Origin of the sequence: Proteiniclasticum sp. C24MP (assembly GCF_043951855.1) — a bacterium.
Taxonomy (GTDB): Bacteria; Bacillota; Clostridia; order Clostridiales; family Clostridiaceae; genus Proteiniclasticum.
Window position 1 is genome coordinate 109,246 of the sequence record NZ_JBINJW010000006.1, and the last position, 23,961, is coordinate 133,206.

A 23,961-nucleotide genomic window follows, 5' to 3' on the forward strand; every position below is an offset into this window, starting at 1 on the left:
TAGGACTAGAGTAAAAATAAACAGTTTTGGAGGAAATCATGTTTCAAGTAGATCCGGTCATAAAGCAGGAAAAGAAAGCACTTAGAAAAGAACTGATTGAAAAACAGTACAGTTTAGATAGATCCTATCGGAAAGAGGCTTCAGAAAGAATTCTCAAGGAAATCATCACACAGAGGGATTATCTTCTGGCAGGTACGATATTCATTTACGTGGGCACAGAGACTGAAGTGGATACAAGCCTGATCATAAAGGATGCACTGGCGAAAGGAAAAAAAGTGGTGGTACCTAAAACCATAGAATTAGGCCATATGGAAGCCTGCGAAATAGATTCAATGGAAGACCTGGAGCCTGGAAGACATGGTATTCTTGAACCAGCAAATACCATGTACAGACTGGACCCGGATAAGATAGACGCTGCCTTCATACCTTGTGTCGCATTCACAAAAGAAGGATACAGGTTAGGCTATGGGGGTGGATTCTATGATCGGTTTCTTCCTAGAGGGAAGTTCAAGAGAATTCTTCTGGCCTTCAGTGCCATGGAAGTGAAGAAACTGCCGGTGGATCATTTTGACGAGAAAGTTCATGGAATTCTGACTGAGAAAGGGTATGAAGAAATATAGATGCACTGAAAAAAGAGCCTTAGGGCTCTTTTTTCATATAAAGGCAGCATAGTACATATCCTATGGGGGTTCACCTAAGAAGAAGCTTTCTTGAGTCCTGTGCCTGAATGAATTCAAAACCTGTATCCGTATATAACTTCAAAGCTTTCTCATTTTCAGCCAGCACATTCAGGCTGACTCCGGAAGGGTTCTGCTCAAGGCCTCTGTTTACCGAGAATTTCAGTATTTGTCTACCCAGGCCACGACCTTGAAATTTCACGTTGGTGAATAAAAGCTCGATCTCTGCCTCTTTTACCATAGAGGCACCCGCTAACTCATCATCATTGAAAAACAGATGGATGTGATTTTTGTTCTTTTCAGTATATTTTCTGTTCGATGAGAGAGAGGCTTCATCTGCTGACAGATACCAGTTATAAGGTCTGATGTCATGTTTCTTTCGGAGCGGAAAGAAGGCTTCACTTTCAAGTCGTATTTTATCCTCGTAGTATCTGTCCTCATACTGAACTGTGTGGATGGATGTTTCCGGAAATTTATTCCCCTGGTAACGCAGACGATAAACTGAATACCAGTATTCGAAAGAAAGCTGATGAAAGAGCTGCTCATATTCTATGATGTATTTCACATGATAGGTCTGTATGAACGAAACGCTGTGTTCTTTTAGATATTTTTCTGTTTCATGCCATAATGCATGTCCTAAGGGAATTATATCGCTTCTCTTCAGTATGCCCATTTCGATGGTGCGGTGATTGCCCTCTCCGATGATATGAACAAAACCTCTGATTCCATCGCCCTCCTCATAGACTAAAATTTTTGCAGCAGCTTTCAATGCTTCAATTTCTTCAGGCATCGCCCTATACTCTCCAGTATAGATTCTGATGATTTCATCAAGATCTGATTTCTTGTAATCCCGTATCATACTTCACCTCATTTGCTATTCAGTGATTTCTTCAACTGTGGTGGTAAAGAAAACACTTTATATAGCAGTATTATACATCAAAATGTTGAATAAATAGGGACATTTCATTTCGGGTTATGCAGAATAAAGTATAATTCTAAACAGTATGGTAAAAGATTGTACAAAAAGTTCTGTTATAATGACCCTAAAATCAAGAAAAAGGGGTGATTTTATGCGTTCCATCTGGAAAGGAGCGATCTCTTTTGGTCTGGTCAACATTCCAGTAAGTCTTTATTCCGCTGAGGAGACAAATGATCTGAAATTCAGCCTGATCGATAAGAGGGATGAAAGCAGAATCAGATATCAGAGAATCAACGAAACCACAGGAGAAGAGGTGGCATACGAGAATATCGTGAAAGCCTATGAGTTCGAGGATGGAGATTATGTGGTCATGACGGATGAGGACTTTGAACAGGCTGATGTGGAGGCGACGAAGACTGTTGATATTGAAACATTCATTCAGCGAGAGGAACTGGACTTCATGTACCTGGAAAAACCATATTTCATTGCACCGACGAAAGGCGGGGAAAAACCCTATGTGCTTCTGAGAGAAGCCATGGAAAAAACGGAGAAGATCGCAATTGCTAGAGTAGTCATCAGAACCAAGGCTTACCTCGCTGCGATATACAGTTCAGAAAACATACTGGTACTCAATCTTATAAGGTTTCATGATGAGCTTCGTTCTGCAGAGGAGCTTAAAATTCCAGAATCTGTGAAGATTTCATCAAAGGAGATGGAGCTGGCAGAAAGCCTCATAGAGGGAATGACTGCAGAGTGGAAACCGGAGGACTATGAGGATGAATACAAGGATGCGGTTATGGAGAGAATAGAAGCGAAATCCAGAAAGAAGGGGAAGGAAGAACTTCCTCCAGAGGAGAAAGACGAGGATGCTGGAAGCGGTAAGGTAGTGGATATCATGGACCTTCTCAAAAAATCCGTGGAGGCGAAAAAGACGGACTCAGGGAAAAAAACAAAGAAGAAATCGGATGAACAGGATACAGGAAAAAAGAAAGCGAGTAAGTGATTATGGCAGACAAGCTGGAAACCTATAACAAGAAAAGAGACTTCAGAAAAACGAAGGAACCTTCAGGAAAAGAAGAGAAGAGCAGCGGAAAACTGCGGTTTGTTGTGCAGAAACATGATGCATCCAGACTCCATTATGATTTTCGAATCGAGTGGGAGGGTGTTCTATTGAGCTGGGCTGTACCCAAAGGGCCTTCATATAATCCAAAGGATAAAAGGCTGGCAGTGGAAGTGGAACCGCATCCCATGTCCTACAGGGACTTTGAAGGAACCATCCCCGAAAAGGAATATGGCGGTGGTACAGTGATGCTTTTTGATGAAGGGTACTGGGAACCTCAGGAAGAAATGGAGAAAAACCTGGAGGAAGGTTCCATCAAAATGATTCTTCAAGGAGAACGGCTGAAAGGCAGATGGGCACTGGTCAGAATGAAATCAAAGAAAGAAGAGGGGAACCGCAACTGGCTCCTTATCAAGGAAAAGGATGAGCTTGTTCAGGACGAGGACGGGATTGGCGGTTTTACCACCAGTGTTAGAACAGGAAGAACCATGGAAGAGATTGCACAAGACAAGAAGCCTCCAGACAGTAATGAGAACAAGAAGCTGCCATTTCATGAATATACAGTACAGCTGGCGAAGCTGGAAGAAGAGGTCCCTGAAGATGAGGATTGGGTCTATGAACTGAAATATGATGGCTATCGAATCACTGCAGAAATTGAAGCGGGAGAGGTCAGACTTCTATCAAGAAACCGGAAGGATTATACGAAGAAGTTTCCTGTGGTTGTGGATGCGCTGAAGAAGATGGCTGATACAAGAAACATGATTCTTGATGGTGAAATTGTGGTGCTGGATAAAAGAGGAAGAAGCGACTTCCAGAAACTGCAGAGATATCTGAAGAATCCTGGTGGAAAGAATATCACTTATATCCTTTTTGATCTTCTTGCGTTGGATGAAGAAGACCATAGAGAATATGAACTTATGAAGCGAAAAGAAGAACTGAAGAAGCTAGTAGGAGAAGGGTATCCGCATCTTCATTACAGTGAGCATACAAACGGTGATGGAAGAAAAATCTTAAAGGCCGCCTGCGATGCACAGATGGAAGGCATCATCGGAAAAAAGGCGCGCTCGAGATATGCGGGAACAAGAAACGGTGACTGGATCAAAGTCAAATGTGACAGAAGGCAGGAGTTTGTCATCGGCGGCTATACTTCATCGGATAATAGAAGCAAAGGGGTGAGTTCACTACTTTTGGGGGTTTATGAGAAAGGGGAACTGATTTATGCCGGAAGGACTGGAACAGGATTTTCGCTGAAAGAGCGTAAAGAGTTAGAGAAGAAGTTCAGTTCCATCACAAGAAAAACGGCTCCTTTTAAAGAAGCCCCAGAAGAAAGAAAAGGGGAAGAAGTTTTCTGGCTGACGCCGAAACTCATTGCTGAAGTCAAATTTCAGGAGTGGACAGATGAAAATCTCCTCAGGCAGGCCAGTTACAAAGGGCTGAGGGAGGATAAGAATCCTGAAAAGGTGATCAGAGAATCGGTTGGAACGGATGACCTGGTAGACGAACTGAATGAAATCGTTCCTGAGGATAAAGTTTCTGAGCGTGAAGCAAAGAAGACTGGAAAAGCAAAGAAAACACGCTCCAGTTTTACAATCAGAGGGATTAGGATCTCCAGCCCGGATAAAGACATGTATCCCGGAGAACAAATAACCAAGGAAGATGTGGCTGAATATTATCAGCTTGTTTCTGAAAGAATGATGCCTTTTACAGCGGAGCGTGTGTTGAGTTTTCTGCGATGTCCAGATGGTATCAAGGAGTGCTTTTATCAGAAGCATCTCGAACAGACTGGAAAAGGTCTTGAAAAAATAAGAATTGAAGAAAAGGACGGAGACAAGGAAGATTACGTCTACATCAGTAGTGTACAGGGACTTTTGTCTTCAGTACAGATGGGTACACTGGAATTTCATATATGGGGAAGTAAGGTGGATCAGCTGGAATACCCTGATATGATCGTTTTTGATCTCGACCCAGCAGAAGGGATGGAGATGGAAAGGGTCCGAGAAGGGGTGCGGGATATGAAAGAAATTCTGGATGAGCTTTCTCTTACCTCATTTCTTAAAACCAGTGGAGGCAAAGGATATCATATTGTAGTGCCTGTAAATGGTTCCGCTGACTGGGATGCAGTACGGAGTTTTGCGAAGCTTTGCGCACAGGCCATGGAAGAGCGATGGCCTGAGAAATATACAAGCAACATGAGAAAGGAGAAGAGAAAAGGAAAAATATTCATCGACTGGGTACGAAACGGAAGAAGTGCGACTTCAGTTGCGCCCTATTCGTTAAGAGCGAGAAAAGGAGCGCCTATTTCCATGCCGATTTTCTGGGAGGAGCTTGATGAACTGGCTCCTGCTCAGGTGACTTTGCATAACGTGAAAGAGAGGCTAGAGAAGGAGGATCCCTGGAAGGACTTTTTCAAGGTAAACCAGGGAATACGAGGGAAACTGGATGATTGAGGGCCTTGAGGAAGAGTGACGAATAATGAGCTGATAATAGGAGCATTGGAAATCTGCTTTGGGATGGAAGGCGGATTTCTTTTCTATTTCTTTTTTATGTCACTGCTGTGTTTGATAAAGCTTATCAAATCGGCTATAATAGGATAGGAATTTTACGGACCCCTAGGGGTTAATTTTTTATGTAGGTGTTTATATGGATGGAATTGTATATCCGAAGGTATCGGATTATATAGAGAAGTTCGGAGGGATCTCTGAACTTCTGGATCTGGAAGAATACGCGAAACTCAATTACGTGCCCATTGTCATGAAAGATGCAGCCAGATTTCTGGCTTTCATGGTGTCTCTTCACAGACCTTTGAAGATACTTGAACTTGGTACGGCCATAGGGTATTCGGCTCTTGTCATGGCGCTTCATTCAGAAGCGGAGATCATAACCGTGGAGCGAGAGGAAAAAATGAGGGAGATGGCCCTGGAGAACATCGAGAAACATGGCATGAAAGACCGCATTCGGGTGGTTCTTTCAGAATGCGAGGATTTTCTCAGCGAAACTGAAGAGACCTTCGATTTCATATTCATGGATGCCGGAAAATCTCATTACAGGGAATATCTGGATCTTTCATTACCTAAGCTGAATCCGGGTGGGTTCATCTTGTGTGATAATGTACTTTACAAGGGCCTGGTGGTTCATGAAACCGCAGCCAGGAAACACAGAACAAATGTAGTAAAACTTCAGAAGTTTCTGGATTATGTTCATAGTAGAGAAGACCTTAGGGTGTCCCTTCTCACGGTGAGTGATGGAATGCTTCTGATCAGGAGGAAAGAAGAGAATGAATAAACCGGAACTTTTGGCCCCAGCGGGCAATCTTGATAAACTGAAGACAGCGATAGACTATGGTGCGGATGCTGTGTATATGGGAGGCGCAAGACTCAATCTCAGAGCCTTCTCGGACAATTTCACCAATGAGGAAATGATAGAAGGTCTGAAATATGCCCATGATCGAGGCAGGAAGGTCTATGTGACCATCAATGTCTTCCCTCATGAGAGTGATATGAAGGGGCTTGATGAGTACCTTCTTACTCTGCAGGAAATAGGTGTGGATGCCATCATCGTATCTGACCCTGGCGTCATCATGACTGCCAGTGAAGTGGTGCCTCAGATGGAGATTCATCTTTCCACACAGGCCAATAATGTGAATTCAAGATCGGCCACATTCTGGCATAAGATGGGTGTTGCAAGAGTGATTCTTGCAAGAGAACTCTCACTTAAGGAAATAAAGGAAATCAGAAAGAACATACCGGAAGAGCTGGAACTGGAAGCCTTTGTTCATGGCTCCATGTGCATGGCTTATTCAGGGAGATGTCTTCTGTCAAACTACATGACAGGAAGAGATGCCAACCGTGGTGCATGCGCTCAGCCCTGCAGATACAAATATTACCTTGTGGAAGAGAAAAGACCTGGAGAATACATGGAAATCAATGAAGATGAGCGTGGAACGTACATCATGAATTCGAAAGATCTCTGCATGATCGAACATATTCCGGATCTGATTGCATCAGGGCTTCAGTCTCTTAAGATTGAAGGAAGAATGAAATCGGAGTTTTATGTGGCTGCCATCATCAAAGCATACAGGCAGGCCATTGACACTTATTTCGAAGACCCTGAGAACTTTGTCTATGATGAAAAATGGATGGATATCCTTAATATGGTTAGCCATAGAGAATACTATACCGGTTTTTACTATGGAAGAGGGAACTCTGAGATCCATGGGACCAGTTCCTATGTGCGTACGCATGAACTCATTGCCATTGTAAAAGAAGACCTGGGAGAAGGAAGATATCTCATCGGTCAGAAAAACCGGATCTATCCTGGTGAGAAAATCAAGATAATGAGACCAAGTGATGATATAATAGAAGCAGTAATGACAGAGTTCAGGGACGAAGAGGGCAACGAAATCGAAGTGGCCAATAAGGCGGCAATGGATTTCACTGCATATTCGCCTGTAAAGCTCTATCCGAATGATATACTGATTAAAGAAAAGGAAGATTAATTATGAAAAAGCCCATACTTATCGGAATCACAGGTGGGACAGGATCAGGAAAGAGTACAGTAGCAAAATCCATCTACCGCAATTTCAAAAAAGAAAGTATCAGCATCATCATGCAGGATTCCTACTACAAGGATCAGAGCAATATGACCTTCGAGGAAAGAACAAAAACGAATTATGACCATCCGCATGCTTTTGATACACCGCTTCTGATCAGTCATCTGGAAACGATGCTGAAGGGTCAGGCTATTGAAATGCCCATCTATGATTTCACGATTCACAACAGGAAGAAGGAAACCGTGAGGGAGGAGCCTAAGGATATCATCATCGTGGAAGGTATTCTTATCCTGGAAGATGAAAGATTGCGTAATCTCTTTGATATTAAAATCTATGTGGACACGGATGCGGATATAAGAATTCTGAGAAGGCTCACTCGCGACATCAGAGACCGTGGCAGGACACTGGAATCGGTGATCGATCAGTATTTAGGCGTCGTAAGACCGATGCATCTGCAGTTCATTGAACCGACAAAGCGATATGCGGATCTCATCATTCCGGAAGGTGGGAAGAATCGAGTAGCCATCGATATTCTCGTATCGACAATCAAGCAGCACCTGACTGAAGGACCGGTTGATGAAATGCCAAGACCAGATGTCAGCAAGATACTAAAATGATAATAGGTTCATAAAAAGAAGGGGGCGTAGCTCCCTTTGTTTAATATAAGGTTCATGATGCATAATAGTCTATAGAGAGGAGATGATAGAATGAGAAAAACAGGACTTCTAGGCAGGAGGATCGGTTACTCCAAATCACCGGAAATTCATGAAAGATTATACACCGGTAAAAGAATGGATATCAGTTATGAGTTGTTTGACTTGCCACGAGAAAAAATCAGAGAGTTTATTGATTCCCTGGCTGTGAATCAGATCATCGGGTTTAATGTGACCATTCCGTATAAAGAAGAAATCATCGGATATATTCATGAACTAGATGCAAGTGCGCTTGAATGCGGAGCGGTGAATACCGTTGTGATCAAAAACGGATGGAGAATCGGATACAATACCGATTCCTATGGATTTATGCAATCACTCAGGGACAATAGAGTAGATGTACGGGGTAAGGACGTCCTGATTCTTGGAAGTGGTGGAGCAGCGAAGGCCGTTTACACTGGTCTTAAAAAGATGAATGCGAATATACACATGGCGTTCCGATCAGAAACAAGAAGAAAAGAATTTCCTGAAGCCATTACCATCAGTCCCTTAGATCAGGTGACGGATATCTCAGGCTATCATCTGGTCATCAACTGCACGAAGCTGGGAAGCGTGAATTATGATGAAATGCCCATTGAGATCAGAAACTACAGTTCTGATACGATTCTTTATGATCTTAACTACGAGCCGATGCATTCCGCTTTTCTCAGATTCGGGACAAGTGCAGGACTTCAGGTGATTAATGGAGAAAACATGCTTTTCAATCAGGCTGTGAAAAGTCAGGAATTATGGATAGACGCATTGAATCTGTTTTAGATGAAGCGCGTCTGCTAGGCGCTTCAGATGTGGTTTTAAAGGAAGATCAGAAGGTGATTTACAGAATACTAGGGAAGCTCACCGAAAGTGATCAGATTGTCAGCAGTGACGAGCTGGAGAAATTCACTTCATTTCTGAGACCCGCCGGATATGTTCAGGAATATCTGGGTGGTGTTTCTGGTATGGATGCATCTTTTGAATATCATGGCCGTTATCGGGTCAACTGTTTCTCGTCCATGGGGAAACGCTGCGCAGCAATGCGAGTGATCAGTGATGAAATAAGATCCCTGAGCGCACTGGGACTTCCTGAAAATCTTGCAGATCGCGTTACAGGGAGAAAAGGATTATCCCTGATTGTAGGAAAAACCGGTGCCGGAAAGTCCACCACATTAGCGGCAATCACCCAGAACATTCTGAGAAGTGAGAAGGTCCACATCATAACACTGGAAGACCCGGTGGAATATAAATATACTCGAATGAAAGGTGAAATCACCCAAAGAGAAATGGGAACGGATTTCCCGGGATTTGAAATCGGGATACAGGATGCGCTTCGTCAAAGCCCGGATTACATCGTAATCGGTGAAATCAGAACGGTCAGTGCACTTAAAGCGGCCATAAGCGCTGCTGAGGCAGGTCATGGCATCATAGGCACAATACACTCTATTGGAGCCGCGCGGACCCTCACGAGGATGCTGTCCATGTTCAGTGAGCCGGAGAAGGAGTTTATTCGCTATCAGCTTTCTGCAAATCTCAACTTCATTCTTTCTCAGAAACTGACCTATGGTGAGATGGAAGCGCAGCTGGACTATGAACTGATGCTAAATATTCCATCCATGGAAAACACGATAAGGGAAGGAAGATTCAGCCAGATCGACAATCTGATTCTCTTAGGTGAAAAACAGGGCATGAAAAGGTTCAAAACAAAATAGAAGGGATGAAATCTTTCATGACAAGATTTCATCCCTTTTTTACTATTATCTTTTATTATTCTTCCGTTTTTTCCAGTACTGATGCCGCTATGACATCCGCCAAATCATCCAGTTTCTGCTCTTCCTCATCTTTGAGTCTTGACTTGATGTCGAAGTTTTCTCCGATGATTTCCATATTCTTCATGCTGCTGAATCTTTCTGTCATGATTTTCTGTGCTGCGCTGGCCCAGCTGTGATTACCGATGATGGCAACCTTACGGTTCCTCACCCCTAATGCGGCCATTTCATGCAGAAGATTATCCATGGGATAATACAGTCCCATATTATAAGTAGGGGCTGCTGCAACAAGATGACTGTATTTCCATACATCACTTATGATATAGGAAGGATGGGTCTTTGAAACATCATATACTCGGATGTCCTTGACACCACGCTGTCCGAGTTTATTCGCCAAGGCATCTGCGGTGTTGGCTGTATTTCCGTACATGGAACCGTAGAAGATGACCACGCCTTCTTTTTCCGGTTCATATTTAGACCATTTGTCATAGAGATCCAGAATCAGATTCAGATCAGATCTGAAAATAGGACCGTGCAGAGAACAGATCATGTTGATTTTGAAAGAACTGATCTTTCGGAATACGGACTGAACCTGAGCACCGAACTTACCTACAATATTTGCGTAGTATCTTCTTGATTCATCAAGGTACAGGTTCTTGTAGTCTACCTCATCATCGAAGAGGTTTCCTGTGAGTGCGCCGAAGGTGCCGAATGCATCTGCAGCAAACAGAATGCCTTTTGTGGTCTCATAATTCATCATGACTTCTGGCCAATGGACCATAGGTGCAGTGATGATTTTCAGATTATGGTTCCCTAGACTGATTTCATCTCCCTCACCTACAAGCATCTGGTTTTCGGTTATGTCCATATTATAGAACTGATCAAACAGCTGGAAGGACTTCTTGTTTCCAACCACTTTCACATCAGGATATCTTCTCACAAGATTTTCGATGTTACCGCAGTGATCCGGTTCCATATGGTTGATGATAAGATAATCAAGTTCTCTCCCCTGCATGAGATGTTCGATGTTTTCCAGATACTGGTCAGTTACAGCGTCATCTACTGTGTCAATGATCGCAGTTTTTTCATCCAGAATCAGCCAGGAGTTATACGATACTCCGTTGGTCAGCGGGAAGAGATTTTCAAACTGTTCCAGTCTTCTGTCATTTCCACCGATCCAATAAATCTGTGGGGATATTTCTCTTACATTATACAATTTAAAAGCCTCCTAGTTTTCATTTACCTTTACATGATAATTGAATGCAATATCAATCAATAAAGAATCTTCATTAATATAATAACTCATTGTGACAGATATCTCAATAGTTCGCGGGAATTAATTGCACACAACCTAAATGGTGTGATTCATTCCATCTTGCTTATTCATGGATCATTAAACTAAGTCAGCAAGAGTAGGAATATATGGAGAGTCTATCGGTACACCGACTTTCAGGAGAAAAAGCAAAAGGTGCTCCAGTATCTGAAGCACCCTTATAAAAGAGATCAGATCATTTTCTTTGCCGTATAGGAAGTGTGAAGAAGCTCATGGGCTTTTTCACCATAAGGTTCTCCAAGATATTCACGGTACAGTTTCATCACCATCTCATTTTCATGAGATTTTCGTTTCGGTTTCCCCGCGTCTTCACGATAGATGGCTTCCTGACGCTTTTTGATGATACTGAAATCACCATGATGGTAGGGCTGGCCGCCTCCACCGATACATCCTCCAGGACAAGCCATGATTTCAATGGCATGAAAATCCAGTTCACCACGCTGGATACCTTCCAGCATTTTACGGGCATTTCCTAAACCATGCGCGATACCGATTTTCAGCTCCATATCTTTGATATTCACACTGGCTGAACGGATTCCTTCAAGACCTCTTAATTGAGTGAAGTTCACATCTTTCAGTTCCTCGTGGGTGATCCATTCATATGCAGTTCGAACAGCGGCTTCGATTACACCTCCTGTGGAACCGAAAATAATAGAAGCACCAGTGCTTTCGCCTAGGATCTGATCAAATTCTCCTTCGGGCAAGGTCCTGAAATCAATGCCCGCTTCTTTCAGCATATAGCCAAGTTCTCTTGTTGTAATGACCCAATCCACATCCTTCAGTTCTCCAATTTTCAGTTCTTCTCTCTGCACTTCCGCTTTTTTTGCAATGCATGGCATCACAGAGACTACGAGAATGTCTTCCGGAGCGATATTCATTTTTTCGGCATAGTAGGTTTTGATGATGGTTCCCATCATGATCTGCGGTGATTTGCATGTTGATGGAATATCAAGAAGATCCGGAAACTGATATTCGAAAAAGCGTACCCATGCAGGACAGCAGCTTGTCAGAATCGGAAGCTTTCCGCCGTGTTCGATTCTATGGATGAGCTCAGATGCCTCTTCAATGATGGTGAGGTCAGCGGCCCAATCTGTATCGAATACTCCATTGAAGCCCATCCTTCTGAAAGCGGTAGCCAGCTGACCTGTAGAAATCGATCCAGGTTCCATATCAAACATTTCTCCGATTGCAACACGGACTGCCGGCGCAACCTGAACTACCACATGTTTCTCATGCTTCAGCAGAGCTGCCCATACCTTATGCATATTATTGATTTCAGACAAAGCACCTGTAGGGCATACGGCGACACACTGACCACAGAATGTGCAGGAGGTGTCTGCCATATTAAGATTGAATGCCGGTCCTACGAATGCATCGAATCCTCTTGAATTTGCGGATAGGATACCACAGGTCTGAACTTCATTGCACATGGTTTCACACCGTCTGCACATGATGCATTTATCCGGGTTCTTCACCAGAGCAGCAGAGCTTTTATCTAGTGGTCTGCTCATCTTTTCACCGACGAACTGGATATCGTATATACCCAGTTTCTTTGCCAGTGCCTGCAGATCGCACTGAAGGTTTTTTCTGCAGGTGAGGCATTCCATGGGATGATTTGACAGAAGAAGCTCCAGGTTCAGTCTACGCGCAGATACAGCCTTCAGTGAGTCTGTGATGATTTCCATTCCTTCTGTCACGAATTCTGAACAGGAAGGCGACAAAGCCTGCCTGCCTACCACCTCCACCATACAGACACGACAGGACGCGGTTCTGTTGATCATGCCGAAGCCTTCAAGATTAAGATGACACAAAGTAGGGATGTCAGCATTCACAAGTTTTGCCGCATCATGGATTGTGGTTCCTTTAGGTACGTTGAGATCTGTTCCGTTGATTCGGATATTGACCATTTCAGATTTATTTTCCATATTCTTCACCTATGCCTTTTTAATTGCGTCGAATTTACACGTATCAAAACACGCGCCGCAGGAAATACACAGATTCAGGTCGATAAAGTGAACCTGCTTCGGATGTCCTGAAATGCATCCTACAGGACATACACGTCTGCAGGCGGTACATCCGACACACTTTTCTGGAATCACGCTGTATCTGAAGAGACCTTTACAGACACCAGTAGGGCACGTTTTCTCTTCCACATGCATCCTGTATTCTTCAGAGAAATATTTCATCGTACTGAGAACAGGATTGGGCGCGGTCTGACCTAATCCGCAAAGAGCGGAGTTTCTGATATTGTTGCCAAGCATATCCAGCTGCTCAAGAACATTGGGAGCGGCCTTGCCTTTTGTAATGCTGTCGAGCAGTTCGTATAGCCGCTTTGTTCCGATACGGCAAGGGGTGCATTTACCACAGGATTCGTCCATGGTGAATTGAAGGTAGAACCTTGCGATATCAACCATACAGTTGTCTTCATCCATGACGATCATTCCTCCGGAACCCATCATGGTTCCAAGGGCGCGAAGCGTTTCATATTCTATAGGGGTATCCAGATACTCGGAAGAAATCACGCCACCTGAAGGACCGCCGGTCTGAACCGCTTTAAAGGCTTTGTTGTCTGTTATGCCGCCACCGATCTCATAGATGATTTCTCTGAGTGTAGTGCCCATAGGCACTTCCACAAGCCCGACGTTGTTGACTTTTCCGACCAGTGCAAATACTTTTGTGCCCTTGGAATTCTTAGACCCGATACTGGAGAACCATTCAGCTCCTTTATTGATGATTTCAGGGACATTGGCCAGTGTTTCGACATTGTTCACTGTGGTAGGTTTTTTGAGATATCCTTCTTCAGAAGGGTAGGGAGGTTTCTTTGTAGGTTCCCCTCTTTTTCCTTCTACAGAGTGTATCAGCGCGGTTTCTTCGCCACAAACAAATGCCCCTGCACCAAGTCTGATTTCAAGTTCGAAATCAAAACCACTGTCAAAGATGTTCCTACCTAAGAAGCCGTATTCTCTTGCCTGACTTATGGCGGTATTCAGACGAGCGATGGCAAGAGGATATTCAGCTCTGATATAGATGATGCCCTGATTCGCACCAGTGGCGTATCCACCGATGATTAATCCTTCAAGAACGCTATGAGGATCACCTTCAAGCAGGGAACGGTCCATGTAAGCACCCGGATCTCCTTCATCCGCATTACAGATCATATATTTCTGAACGCTTTTCTGATGGTTTGTAGCCTGCCATTTCAGTCCAGTTGGAAAACCGCCACCACCTCGGCCTCGAAGACCACTGTCTTTGAGGATGCGGATTACATCCAGAGGTGTCATTTCAGTGAGAACTTTCGCCAGGGCTTCATAGCCGTCGAAGGCGATGTACTCTGTTATTTTCTCCGGATCGATATTACCGCAGTTTTTGAGGGCGATTCGAAACTGTTTTTTCTTCGCACCGGAAGGGTCTGTTCTGTTGAACGACATGGGAACCACTTTATCTTCCAGTATTTTTCCGTGGAGAATATGTTCGTCAAGAATTCTTGCAGCGGTTTCCCTGTCGACATATCCGTAGTATACAGGAACATGTCCAGGTACATTGACTTGTACAGTAGGTTCACAGTAGCAGGAACCGATGCAGCCGACTTTCACCAGATCGACATGATGCAGATTCATGTCGCTGATCATGGTTTCCAGTTCTTCGTATATATCATTACCGCCTGCGGCAATTCCGCATGTGGCAAGACCTACCAGAAGTTCAATGCGCTGTGATTTACCTCCGCCGATCTGGCGAAGCAGTCTCATTTCCTTCTGCATTTCTTTGATTTCATGAAGCTCATTCCGATCCTTTATCATAGAAATCACACACCTTTGTAACTGCTTATGACAGTTTTAATATTATCTTCATTCATATGACCATAGACTTTATCATCGACCATGACTGCAGGCGCAAGCCCGCATGCTCCGATGCAGCGTATTTCCTTCAGGGTGAACAGTTCATCAGCAGTGGTCTCATCCATACCTACCTTCAGTTCCTTCTTCAACGCTTCTTTGATCTGGTCAGCTCCCTTTACAAAACAGGCGGTACCCATGCAGACGCTTACTGTGTGCTGACCACGCTTCGTCTGAGTGAAGTAGGAATAGAAACTGACTACGCCGTAGACTTTGGAAGCCGGAATACCAATGGAACGTGCGATATACAGCTGCAGTTCAGGGGGAAGATACCCAAAGATGTGCTGAGCCCGATGGAGAATATGAATCAGCATACCTTCCTGATCCTCCAGACTTTTGATATACGTCTCCAGCAGTGCAAGCTTATCTTCAGAAAGATTTACAGGTTCAACCAGATTGATTTCTTTTTCCATTATTTCACCTCCGTTGAAAATTCAGAAAATTTCTTAATTCAGTTGTAGCAATAAGAGTAAAATATGTCAATATTTTAACAAATATTTATCAAATGCAAACTTTTCGTGATTCTTATTAAGAATCTGATGGACAGAACAGAGTTTTCATCTGATTTGCGCTGTTTGGACTGCTGAATAATCGCAAGCTGGAAAGAAGTTGCGCGAAGTTTAAAAAGATTGTAAAGAAGATGTATTTATGCTGAGTTTCATGGTATAATCATAATTTGTGTGAAAGAAAATTCATGGATGAATGCAATGATGAAAATAAAGTAATATGGAGTGAATAAATTCAATGCTAAATGTAAACAATGTAAGTCTGAGATATGGTGGAAGAAAACTGTTCGACGATGTGAATATCAAATTCACATCAGGCAACTGCTATGGTGTAATTGGCGCCAACGGTGCTGGTAAATCAACCTTTCTGAAAATACTGTCCGGTGAAATTGAACCGAACACAGGAGATGTGTCATTAGGTAAAGACATGAGAATGTCTGTGCTGAAGCAGGACCATTTCCAGTTTGACCAGGAGAAGGTCATAGATACAGTCATCAAGGGTAATGACAGGTTGTACCAGATTATGAAGGAAAAAGATGAAATATACAGCAAAGAGGATTTTTCCGATGAAGATGGAATAAGAGCATCTATACTGGAAGGCGAGTTTGCTGAGCTGAACGGGTGGGAAGCGGAAGCCGAAGCGGCATCTCTTCTATTAGGCCTTGGTGTGGATACCGACAAGCACGACAGAATTCTGAGCGAACTGGAAAGTGCTGAGAAAATCAAGGTGCTGCTTGCTCAGGCATTGTTTGGCAAGCCCGACGTACTGATTCTGGATGAGCCTACAAATGATCTGGATCTGCCATCCATCACATGGCTTGAAAACTATCTTGCGGATTTTGAAGGCACTGTCATTGTAGTATCTCATGACAGACATTTTCTTAATATGATCTGTACACATATCTGTGATGTGGATTACGGCAAGATCAAGATCTACATGGGGAATTACGATTTCTGGTATGAGTCAAGTCAGCTTATGGCTCAGCTCATGAAGGATTCAAACAAGAAGAAGGAAGAGAAGATCAGAGATCTTCAGAGCTTCATCACCAGATTCTCCGCAAATGCGTCAAAATCGAAGCAGGCTACTTCAAGGAAGAAGCTGCTGGATAAGATTACTTTGGATGATATAGCAGTATCAAACAGAAGATATCCCTTCGTAGGATTCAAACCTGAAAGAGAACCAGGGAATGATATCCTCATCGTGGAAAACCTTACAAAATCCATAGATGGAGTAAAAGTGCTGGACAATGTATCTTTCATTGTCGGCAGAGAAGATAAAATCGCATTTGCTGGAAATGATATTTCAGTAAGTACACTCTTCAAGATCCTGGCAGGGGAAATGGAACCAGACAGCGGTTCCTACAGATATGGAGTGACCATCACCAAAGGATATTTTCCTAGGGACAATGGTAAGTACTTCAACGATATCAGTCTCAACCTTGTGGACTGGATGAGACAGTACTCTGAAGAGAAAAGCGAAAGTTATTTGCGAGGATTCCTGGGCAGAATGCTGTTTTCAGGAGAAGAGGCTCTGAAAGAAGCCAATGTGCTTTCTGGTGGAGAAAGAGTGAGATGTATGCTTTCAAAGCTGATGCTTTCAACAGCAAATCTTCTGATTGTCGATCAGCCAACGAATCATCTGGACCTGGAGTCCATTACTGCTGTCAATAACGGGCTCATCGATTTCAAAGGAGTGCTGCTCTTTTCAAGTCATGACCATCAGTTCAGCCAGACAGTAGCCAACCGTGTCATTGAAGTCACTCCAGAGAGCTTCTTTGATAAACTCTGCAGTTTCGATGAATATATCGAAAACAGGGAAGAAAGAAAAGTTTCATAAAGAGGTAACCCCGAATGCATATGCATTCGGGGTTTTTGCCAGGCAGCATATTATTTATAATGAAAGAAATATAATCACGGTACCTATGGAAATGTTTACAGAAAAGCGTTATATTAGAAAAAGAATAGGTATAGTTGAGATGATAATGTCTCTAGAATGGGGTTAGATTTGAAAAATGAAACACAATCACTGAAAAAGACGCAACTGAAGGATTATACTCTGATTTTCTTTGGAATCATTCTTACAGCAGCTTCCATCGTTTATATTTTCACTCCCAACAGGCTTGCTGCGGGAGGGGCACAAGGCATAGCTCTTGTGATCAATCATCTAACAGGTATAAACAGCGGACTTCTCATGATTCTTATTAACGGGATGCTTTTCATAACTGCATTCATGCTCATAGGCACAAGTTTTGGAGCAAAAACACTGTTCTCCTCTCTAGGCCTTTCTTTTGTGGTATTCATAATGGAAAGATATCTTTATTTCGGACCACTTACTGACAATCTGATGCTTGCCACAATTTTCGGAAGTGCTCTTATGGGAATGGGCGTAGGAATCATTCTCAACAGAAATGCATCCATTGGTGGTACCAGTCTCATTGGGAAAATCATATCTAAGTTCACGTATCTGGATCAGGTGAATTGTATTGTAGCCACCGATATTCTGGTGACTCTCTTTTCCATGGTCGTATTCGGAATTGAAATTGGTCTGTACCAGCTTCTTTCCGTATATCTCACCGGTGAGATCATCAATAAAGTCATTGATGGAATCACCTACCGCAGAGAAGTCATGATCATAAGTGAGAAAAGAAACCTCATCATGAAGTATCTGATCAACGACATGAAAAGAGGGGCTACACTTCTGAATGGAAGAGGTGGCTTTACGGGAAAGGATACAGAAATTATTCTGACCATACTGACCAGAAGAGACTTCATCAAGCTGAAGCTCTACATTCGTAAAGTGGATCCTCAGGCTTTCATATCTGTGAACATTGTGGCTGAAGTATCAAGCGCATCCACTGAAAGTCCTCTGGCTTGAAGAAATCGCGCAAAAGTTACAGAATTGAATGAATTATGTGAAATAAATTATTAATTATTGAATTTTGTTTTAATTATTGAAGAATAGAATGTATAATTGAATTATATATTTTTTAGGGAGGTATGCTACAGTGCAAACGGACAACTTTATAATAGGGCTTGATATCGGTACTCAGTATATAAAAGCATCTGCATCTTCGTTGCAGGATAATACCCTTATGTATGGATCCGTTGTTGAATCACAGGGAACGGATAAGAACGGCATTACAGATATCAAAGCTTTGAGCAGCGCAATCAAAAAAGTGATAAATAAACTTGAAGTCAAAATTTCAAGAAATATTTCTACCGCATTTGTATGCATTCAGCCGGAATATGTCAAACTGATAGACACACAAGGTCACGCATCGGTTATAAGCGATGAGGTTACCCAGTATGAGATAGATAAGGCTCTTGATGGGGCTCAGCTCATTTCGCTGGAACCGGATGAAGAGATTGTGGATGTTATTGTAAATAAATACTATGTGGATGACACAGCATATAAGGATCCATTAGGAGTAAAAGGAAGACATCTGGATATAAGAGCGCAGCTGGTCACTGCGAAAAAGGAATATGTTGAATCCATTTATGATGCCATGGCCAATGCCAAGCTGAAAGTGGCAGGAACTGGACTTGGAAGCGTTGCGGCATCAAGCCTGCTTCTTTCCAGAAGAGATCTTCAGAATGGCGCCATATTAGTTGATACCGGTGCGAACATGACCAGAGCCACTCTTTTCAAGGACAATCGACTGGTGGACTCTGATGTGATTAATCTGGGTGGAAAGAGCATAACCAGAGATATCGCCATAGTCATGAAGACATCACTTCTTGAAGCGGAAGAAGTGAAAAAAGGATATGCGAAAGATCAGCTGACGTTAGATGATGAAAAATACAATCTCATTGAAGAAATCATCAAAGCCAGAGTTGAGGAAATTATGTCATTCGTTGAGCGTTTCTGTGAAAAATATGCGGCGGACGAAGGGATAAAAAAAGTCGTGATTTATGGTGGTGGTTTATGCGGATTCACCAATATCAATAAATTATATAAATCTACGATGAATAAGTCCACAAATTTTGTTACATCTGATATAATAAGGGATGATAGTGTGTTTAACATCCAATCTGGTGGATTAGCCTATCATTTGTTGACTGCGATTCATTGCAAAGGGGCCATAGATGAAATGGTCAGGTCGGATAATGAAAGTGTTGATGAGAGAAGTAAGGAAGCCATGAGCGACGAAGATTTTTTCAGGAAATATCAGAATCAGTTCAAGACACAGAAGGAAACGGATACTGAGGGCGGATATGATTCAGATGACGATTATCTGGAAGAAGAGAACTTTTTCGATAAAATCCGTGAATGGTTCATAAATTTTAAAAATAAGATTATTAATAAATAAGGGGGAATTAAATCGTGTTAGATTTTGATTTTCAGATTCAGGGCCCAGCAGAAATAAAGGTAGTAGGTTGCGGCGGCGGAGGAAACAACGCTGTCAATAGAATGATAACAGAAGGGTTAGGGGATGTAGACTTTATCTCGATCAATACAGATAAACAGGCACTTCTACAGTCCAATGCTACGCATAAGATTCAGATCGGAGAAAAACTCACTAAAGGACTAGGAGCAGGTGCGAATCCGGAAATCGGAGAGAAAGCGGCGGAAGAGTCAAAAGAAGAAATCATGGCAGCGCTGAAGGGTGCTGATATGGTCTTTATTACTGCTGGAATGGGTGGTGGAACAGGGACAGGTGCTACACCGGTAGTTGCTGATATCGCCAGATCCATGGGGATTCTCACTGTTGGAGTGGTTACAAAGCCGTTTAACTTCGAAGGTAAGACCAGAATGAAGAATGCTGATGTAGGTATTCAGAAGCTCAAGGAAAAAGTGGACTCATTGGTTACGATTCCAAATGAAAGACTGCTTATGATCGTGGACAAGAGAACAACATTCAAAGAAGCTTTCAACAAAGCGGATGATGTTTTAAGACAAGGTGTCCAGGGGATTACGGACCTGATTACAGAAAACGGTCTTGTTAATCTTGACTTTAATGATGTCAGAACAATTATGCTGAATAAAGGACTGGCACATATGGGTGTTGGTTATGGTAAAGGTGAGAATAAAGCGGTTGATGCGGTCAAACAGGCGATTTCTTCACCACTGCTTGAAACTAAGATTGACGGAGCCACTGGCATTCTCCTGAATGTAACGGGTGGAGATGACCTGTCTCTTCTTGAAATCAATGAAGCGGCAGAAGTTGTAAAAGATGCAGCTGACCAGGATGCGAACATCATCTTCGGTGCTGTCATTGATCCTAAGCTGAAAGATGAGATCAAGATTACTGTTATCGCCACAGGCTTTGATGAGGTTAAAGTATACACCAGAGAAGAAGAGAAGAAGCCTGAAGTGAAAGAAGAAGTTAAACTGGAAGCAGAAGGCGAGAGCAAGGATCTGGAGACTGCTGAAGATCAGCTGGAGATTCCAGCTTTCCTGAGAAACAGATACAATAAGTAATTGAGGTGTAGCCCATGAAATGCCCGTTTTGCACTTTTCCTGAGAGTAAGGTCATCGATTCAAGGGCAATTGAAGATAATTCTGCAATAAGGAGAAGGCGAGAATGTCTCTCCTGTGGTAAGAGATATACAACATTTGAGAAAGTGGAAGATATCCCGATTTTGGTTGTGAAGAAAGATGACAGCAGAGAGAACTTCGATAAGAATAAAATTATCGTAGGGCTTATTAGAGCATGCCAGAAACGTCCGGTTTCAAGATTTCAGATTGAAGAAATCGCTTCAGACATCGAAAGAACCATCTCCAATAGCATGATCTCGGAAATATCCTCCGAAGAAATTGGAGAAATGGTTATGGACCGTTTGAAGGAAGTGGACGAGGTAGCTTATGTCAGATTTGCTTCAGTGTACAGACAGTTCAAAGACATCAATACGTTCCTGACTGAAATCAAGAATCTGATGGGAAATGAAAAAGTGAACGAGTCGAAAAAGAAAAACAATAAACTATAATACAATAACATTGATGTGCGATATAGAATCAGAAATGATGATATGTGGCACTTTTTGTTGTATGCGGTAATTTATGGGAAACAGCTTACAGCGAGAGAAATCGCGATTCGCGTTAATTCTAGGTAAATTGGGTGTTATTCAATTGTAATGAATTTGTCTTTATGGTTAAATTAAAGAGAATAGAAAGGGAGTGAATGGCTTTATGGCTAAAGATAAAGTGCTGATTATTGATGACGAAGAACATATTGTTGAACTCATTCGCTATAACCTGGAAAGTGCAGGATATGATGCGATAGAAGCATATAATGGAACAGATGGAATAAAATCCGCAAAAACAGAAAAACCCACACTGATTTTACTTGATGTGATGCTTCCGATGATGGATGGTCTGGAAGTATGCAGAAAACTGAGAAAAGATGATGCGACGAAGCATATTCCCATTATCATGCTCACAGCAAAATCAGAGGAGATTGATAAAATTCTGGGTCTGGAGCTGGGTGCAGATGATTATATCACTAAGCCGTTCTCTGTGAGAGAACTTCTTGCTCGTATTAAAGCCGTTCTCAGAAGAACAGGCACAGAACTGGAAGAATCTTCGATATTCACATTTTCTGATGTCACAATCGATTACGACAAGCATCTGGTCACAAAAAGCAATGTGAAGGTCGATCTGACTTTAAAGGAGTATGAACTCCTTGATATACTGATCAAAAACAGAGGAAAGGTTCTGAAGAGAGACCTTCTATTAGATAAAATCTGGGGCTACGAATATGTCGGTGAGACAAGAACGGTGGATGTCCACATAAGGCACTTGAGGCAGAAACTGGAAGATGATGATAAAAACCCTGTGTACATTGAAACCGTGAGGGGAATCGGTTACCGGTTCAATGATCTGGAATTATGAGCAGAAGGATCATAACGACTTTTCTGGCGAGTATTATAGTGGCGATGTTCTTTCTGACCTCCGCCTTTCTCATCATTTCCAACCTGCAGAAACTGGAACTCGTGTCCGATAAACTCGAGACGAACAATGAAGTCCTGATGAATTATATGGAGGCTACGGACATCGATCCGATCATTTTATTGAGAAGTGCGAACAAGTCCTTTCGGATGACGCTGATTGATGAAAGAGGGAATGTGATTTTTGATTCATCTGGAAAAGAAACTTTTGAAAACCATCTGCTCAGAAAAGAGATCGTGGATGCTTTTTCTTATGGAACAGGCTCCGATGTAAGGGTTTCGGAATCCTTAGGGATTCAGATGGTTTATTTTGCAAATCTTCTTCCGGATGGCAGATATATTCGAAGCTCCATGGAATCCGGATCTCTGGATTTGGGAAACCAGTTCACCAAGTATATGGCAGTGGCATTTGTGCTGGTAATCGGACTGGCTTATTTCCTTGCTCAGAGAATTTCGAATTATCTGGTTGAACCAATCAACGAAATGACCTTTGCCACAGAGCGGATAGCAAATGGTGAATATACAAGAAGAGTCAGTGTCAGAAGAGACGCTGAATTGGGTAAGCTTGGCATAAACTTCAACAATATGGCAGCGCGACTTGAAAGTACATTTCTAGAAAATCAGGATAAGCAGAACCGATTGGAAGCAATACTAAAGAGTATGAATTCAGGTGTGTTTGCATATGATAATCAGGATCAGATCATCATGATCAACCCGTTCTGCAAGGAACTCTTCGGAATATACGGTGATGTCATCGGTAAAAACATTTATGATATCAAAGAACTGAGAGATCTGATTTTCATGCTCGAAACAGAAAAAGATGCAGTGGAAGTCCGCATTGAAAAACCGATCAGAAAAGACATCCGGATCAAATCTGCTGAAATATACGGAGATCGTGTGCTGAGGGTTGGTACAGTTGTTGTGCTGGAAGATATTACGGACTTGAAAAAGCTGGAAAAGATGAGAAGTCAGTTTGTCGCGAATGTCTCGCATGAGCTGAAGACTCCATTGACCTCGATAAAGGGTTTTTCTGAAACACTGAAGTTCGTGAAAGACGATGAGACACGTAATAAATTCCTGGATATCATCAATGATGAAAGCGAGCGTCTGACCAGGCTTATTAATGATATTCTTACCTTGTCCACCATCGAACAGACGAAAACCATCAAACACGAAGAGATTGATGTGGCAAAAGAAACAGAAACGGTCTATCATCTTCTGTTACCCAAAGCAGAAGCGAAAAACATCACGCTGAAACTTACTCAGACAGAGCCCATTATGCTTTATGGAGATCGGGATAATTATAAACAGCTGATTCTGAATCTTGTAGATAATGCGATCAAATACACAAAAGAATCTGGAGAAGTCAGAATCCTGCTAGATAAGCAGGGGAACAGCTTAAAGCTGGTGATCGAAGACACCGGTGTGGGAATTCCTGAAAAACATGTCAGTAGGATATTTGAACGTTTTTACAGGGTTGATAAAGCAAGAGATCGTGCCATGGGTGGGACAGGTCTTGGACTTGCGATTGTCAAGCATATTGTTCTATCCATGGATGGCACAATCGAAGTGGAATCAGAGGTGGGAAAAGGCACCCGATTTACAATCTTTATTCCTATCAAAAATGATTTGTAAAAAAAGAAATGAAATGATGCACTCCCCCTTTGGGATAGTGTTCCGG

20 protein-coding genes are annotated in these 23,961 nt (G+C 42.5%); 15 read left to right on the forward strand and 5 right to left on the reverse strand.

Annotated features, from left to right (window positions below):
• The first annotated feature begins 38 nt into the window (after positions 1 to 38).
• Positions 39 to 620, forward strand: a complete 582-nt coding sequence (locus ACHAL6_RS06935; RefSeq protein WP_395269561.1) for a 5-formyltetrahydrofolate cyclo-ligase — start codon at positions 39 to 41, stop codon at positions 618 to 620.
• A 70-nt stretch (positions 621 to 690) separates the two neighbouring features.
• On the opposite strand, the gene ACHAL6_RS06940 is transcribed toward ACHAL6_RS06935, so the two are convergent.
• Positions 691 to 1,536 carry a GNAT family N-acetyltransferase gene (locus ACHAL6_RS06940; RefSeq protein ID WP_395269563.1) on the reverse strand — a complete coding sequence of 282 codons (846 nt, stop codon included), beginning with the start codon at positions 1,534 to 1,536 and terminating at the stop codon, positions 691 to 693.
• Between the two features lie 211 nt (positions 1,537 to 1,747).
• Here ACHAL6_RS06940 and ACHAL6_RS06945 point away from each other — a divergent pair, with 211 nt between their 5' ends.
• The 7 genes from ACHAL6_RS06945 to ACHAL6_RS06975 all read left to right on the forward strand — a co-directional run bounded on the left by ACHAL6_RS06945 (position 1,748) and on the right by ACHAL6_RS06975 (position 9,603).
• The gene (locus ACHAL6_RS06945; protein WP_395269565.1) at positions 1,748 to 2,599 is read left to right on the forward strand and encodes a Ku protein; all 852 of its coding nucleotides are present in this window, start codon (positions 1,748 to 1,750) and stop codon (positions 2,597 to 2,599) included.
• Between the two features lie 2 nt (positions 2,600 to 2,601).
• On the forward strand, positions 2,602 to 5,103 hold the full coding sequence (gene ligD / locus ACHAL6_RS06950; RefSeq protein ID WP_395269567.1) for a DNA ligase D: 2,502 nt from the start codon (positions 2,602 to 2,604) through the stop codon (positions 5,101 to 5,103).
• Positions 5,104 to 5,296: 193 nt separating this feature from the next.
• Positions 5,297 to 5,938 (forward strand): O-methyltransferase, encoded by a 642-nt coding sequence (locus tag ACHAL6_RS06955; RefSeq protein ID WP_395269569.1) that lies wholly within the window; start codon positions 5,297 to 5,299, stop codon positions 5,936 to 5,938.
• Positions 5,931 to 7,151, forward strand: a complete 1,221-nt coding sequence (locus ACHAL6_RS06960; protein WP_395269571.1) for a U32 family peptidase — start codon at positions 5,931 to 5,933, stop codon at positions 7,149 to 7,151. Before ACHAL6_RS06955 ends, ACHAL6_RS06960 begins: the two co-directional genes overlap by 8 nt.
• A gap of 2 nt (positions 7,152 to 7,153) precedes the next feature.
• On the forward strand, positions 7,154 to 7,822 hold the full coding sequence (gene udk / locus ACHAL6_RS06965; protein WP_395269572.1) for a uridine kinase: 669 nt from the start codon (positions 7,154 to 7,156) through the stop codon (positions 7,820 to 7,822).
• 90 nt (positions 7,823 to 7,912) lie between these two features.
• Complete coding sequence (locus ACHAL6_RS06970) at positions 7,913 to 8,674, forward strand: shikimate dehydrogenase family protein (RefSeq protein ID WP_395269574.1); 762 nt, start codon at positions 7,913 to 7,915, stop codon at positions 8,672 to 8,674.
• Positions 8,647 to 9,603 (forward strand): type IV pilus twitching motility protein PilT, encoded by a 957-nt coding sequence (locus tag ACHAL6_RS06975; protein WP_395269576.1) that lies wholly within the window; start codon positions 8,647 to 8,649, stop codon positions 9,601 to 9,603. Before ACHAL6_RS06970 ends, ACHAL6_RS06975 begins: the two co-directional genes overlap by 28 nt.
• A gap of 55 nt (positions 9,604 to 9,658) precedes the next feature.
• Here ACHAL6_RS06975 and ACHAL6_RS06980 read toward each other — a convergent pair whose 3' ends face one another.
• The 4 genes from ACHAL6_RS06980 to ACHAL6_RS06995 all read right to left on the reverse strand — a co-directional run bounded on the left by ACHAL6_RS06980 (position 9,659) and on the right by ACHAL6_RS06995 (position 15,299).
• Positions 9,659 to 10,876 carry an FprA family A-type flavoprotein gene (locus ACHAL6_RS06980; RefSeq protein WP_395269578.1) on the reverse strand — a complete coding sequence of 406 codons (1,218 nt, stop codon included), beginning with the start codon at positions 10,874 to 10,876 and terminating at the stop codon, positions 9,659 to 9,661.
• Between the two features lie 287 nt (positions 10,877 to 11,163).
• Positions 11,164 to 12,918 carry an NADH-dependent [FeFe] hydrogenase, group A6 gene (locus ACHAL6_RS06985; RefSeq protein WP_395269579.1) on the reverse strand — a complete coding sequence of 585 codons (1,755 nt, stop codon included), beginning with the start codon at positions 12,916 to 12,918 and terminating at the stop codon, positions 11,164 to 11,166.
• A gap of 9 nt (positions 12,919 to 12,927) precedes the next feature.
• Complete coding sequence (locus tag ACHAL6_RS06990; RefSeq protein ID WP_395269581.1) at positions 12,928 to 14,790, reverse strand: NADH-ubiquinone oxidoreductase-F iron-sulfur binding region domain-containing protein; 1,863 nt, start codon at positions 14,788 to 14,790, stop codon at positions 12,928 to 12,930.
• 5 nt (positions 14,791 to 14,795) lie between these two features.
• Positions 14,796 to 15,299, reverse strand: a complete 504-nt coding sequence (locus ACHAL6_RS06995) for an NAD(P)H-dependent oxidoreductase subunit E (protein ID WP_395269582.1) — start codon at positions 15,297 to 15,299, stop codon at positions 14,796 to 14,798.
• Between the two features lie 331 nt (positions 15,300 to 15,630).
• Here ACHAL6_RS06995 and ACHAL6_RS07000 point away from each other — a divergent pair, with 331 nt between their 5' ends.
• From ACHAL6_RS07000 to pnpS, 7 genes are all read left to right on the forward strand, one after another.
• Positions 15,631 to 17,229, forward strand: coding sequence for an ABC-F family ATP-binding cassette domain-containing protein (locus ACHAL6_RS07000; RefSeq protein ID WP_395269584.1), 1,599 nt, complete (start codon positions 15,631 to 15,633; stop codon positions 17,227 to 17,229).
• A gap of 168 nt (positions 17,230 to 17,397) precedes the next feature.
• The gene (locus ACHAL6_RS07005) at positions 17,398 to 18,267 is read left to right on the forward strand and encodes a YitT family protein (RefSeq protein WP_395269585.1); all 870 of its coding nucleotides are present in this window, start codon (positions 17,398 to 17,400) and stop codon (positions 18,265 to 18,267) included.
• A 130-nt stretch (positions 18,268 to 18,397) separates the two neighbouring features.
• Positions 18,398 to 19,702: a cell division protein FtsA gene (gene ftsA, locus ACHAL6_RS07010; RefSeq protein ID WP_395269586.1), complete on the forward strand. Its 1,305-nt coding sequence runs from the start codon at positions 18,398 to 18,400 to the stop codon at positions 19,700 to 19,702.
• Between the two features lie 14 nt (positions 19,703 to 19,716).
• A complete protein-coding gene (gene ftsZ / locus ACHAL6_RS07015; RefSeq protein WP_395269588.1) occupies positions 19,717 to 20,814 on the forward strand; it encodes a cell division protein FtsZ in 1,098 nt (365 codons plus the stop codon).
• Positions 20,815 to 20,828: 14 nt separating this feature from the next.
• Positions 20,829 to 21,320 carry a transcriptional regulator NrdR gene (gene nrdR / locus ACHAL6_RS07020; RefSeq protein WP_395269590.1) on the forward strand — a complete coding sequence of 164 codons (492 nt, stop codon included), beginning with the start codon at positions 20,829 to 20,831 and terminating at the stop codon, positions 21,318 to 21,320.
• Between the two features lie 202 nt (positions 21,321 to 21,522).
• Positions 21,523 to 22,224, forward strand: a complete 702-nt coding sequence (locus ACHAL6_RS07025) for a response regulator (protein WP_395269592.1) — start codon at positions 21,523 to 21,525, stop codon at positions 22,222 to 22,224.
• Positions 22,221 to 23,915 (forward strand): two-component system histidine kinase PnpS, encoded by a 1,695-nt coding sequence (pnpS, locus tag ACHAL6_RS07030; protein ID WP_395269594.1) that lies wholly within the window; start codon positions 22,221 to 22,223, stop codon positions 23,913 to 23,915. The genes ACHAL6_RS07025 and pnpS overlap by 4 nt, the downstream gene beginning before the upstream one ends.
• Positions 23,916 to 23,961 lie beyond the last annotated feature (46 nt).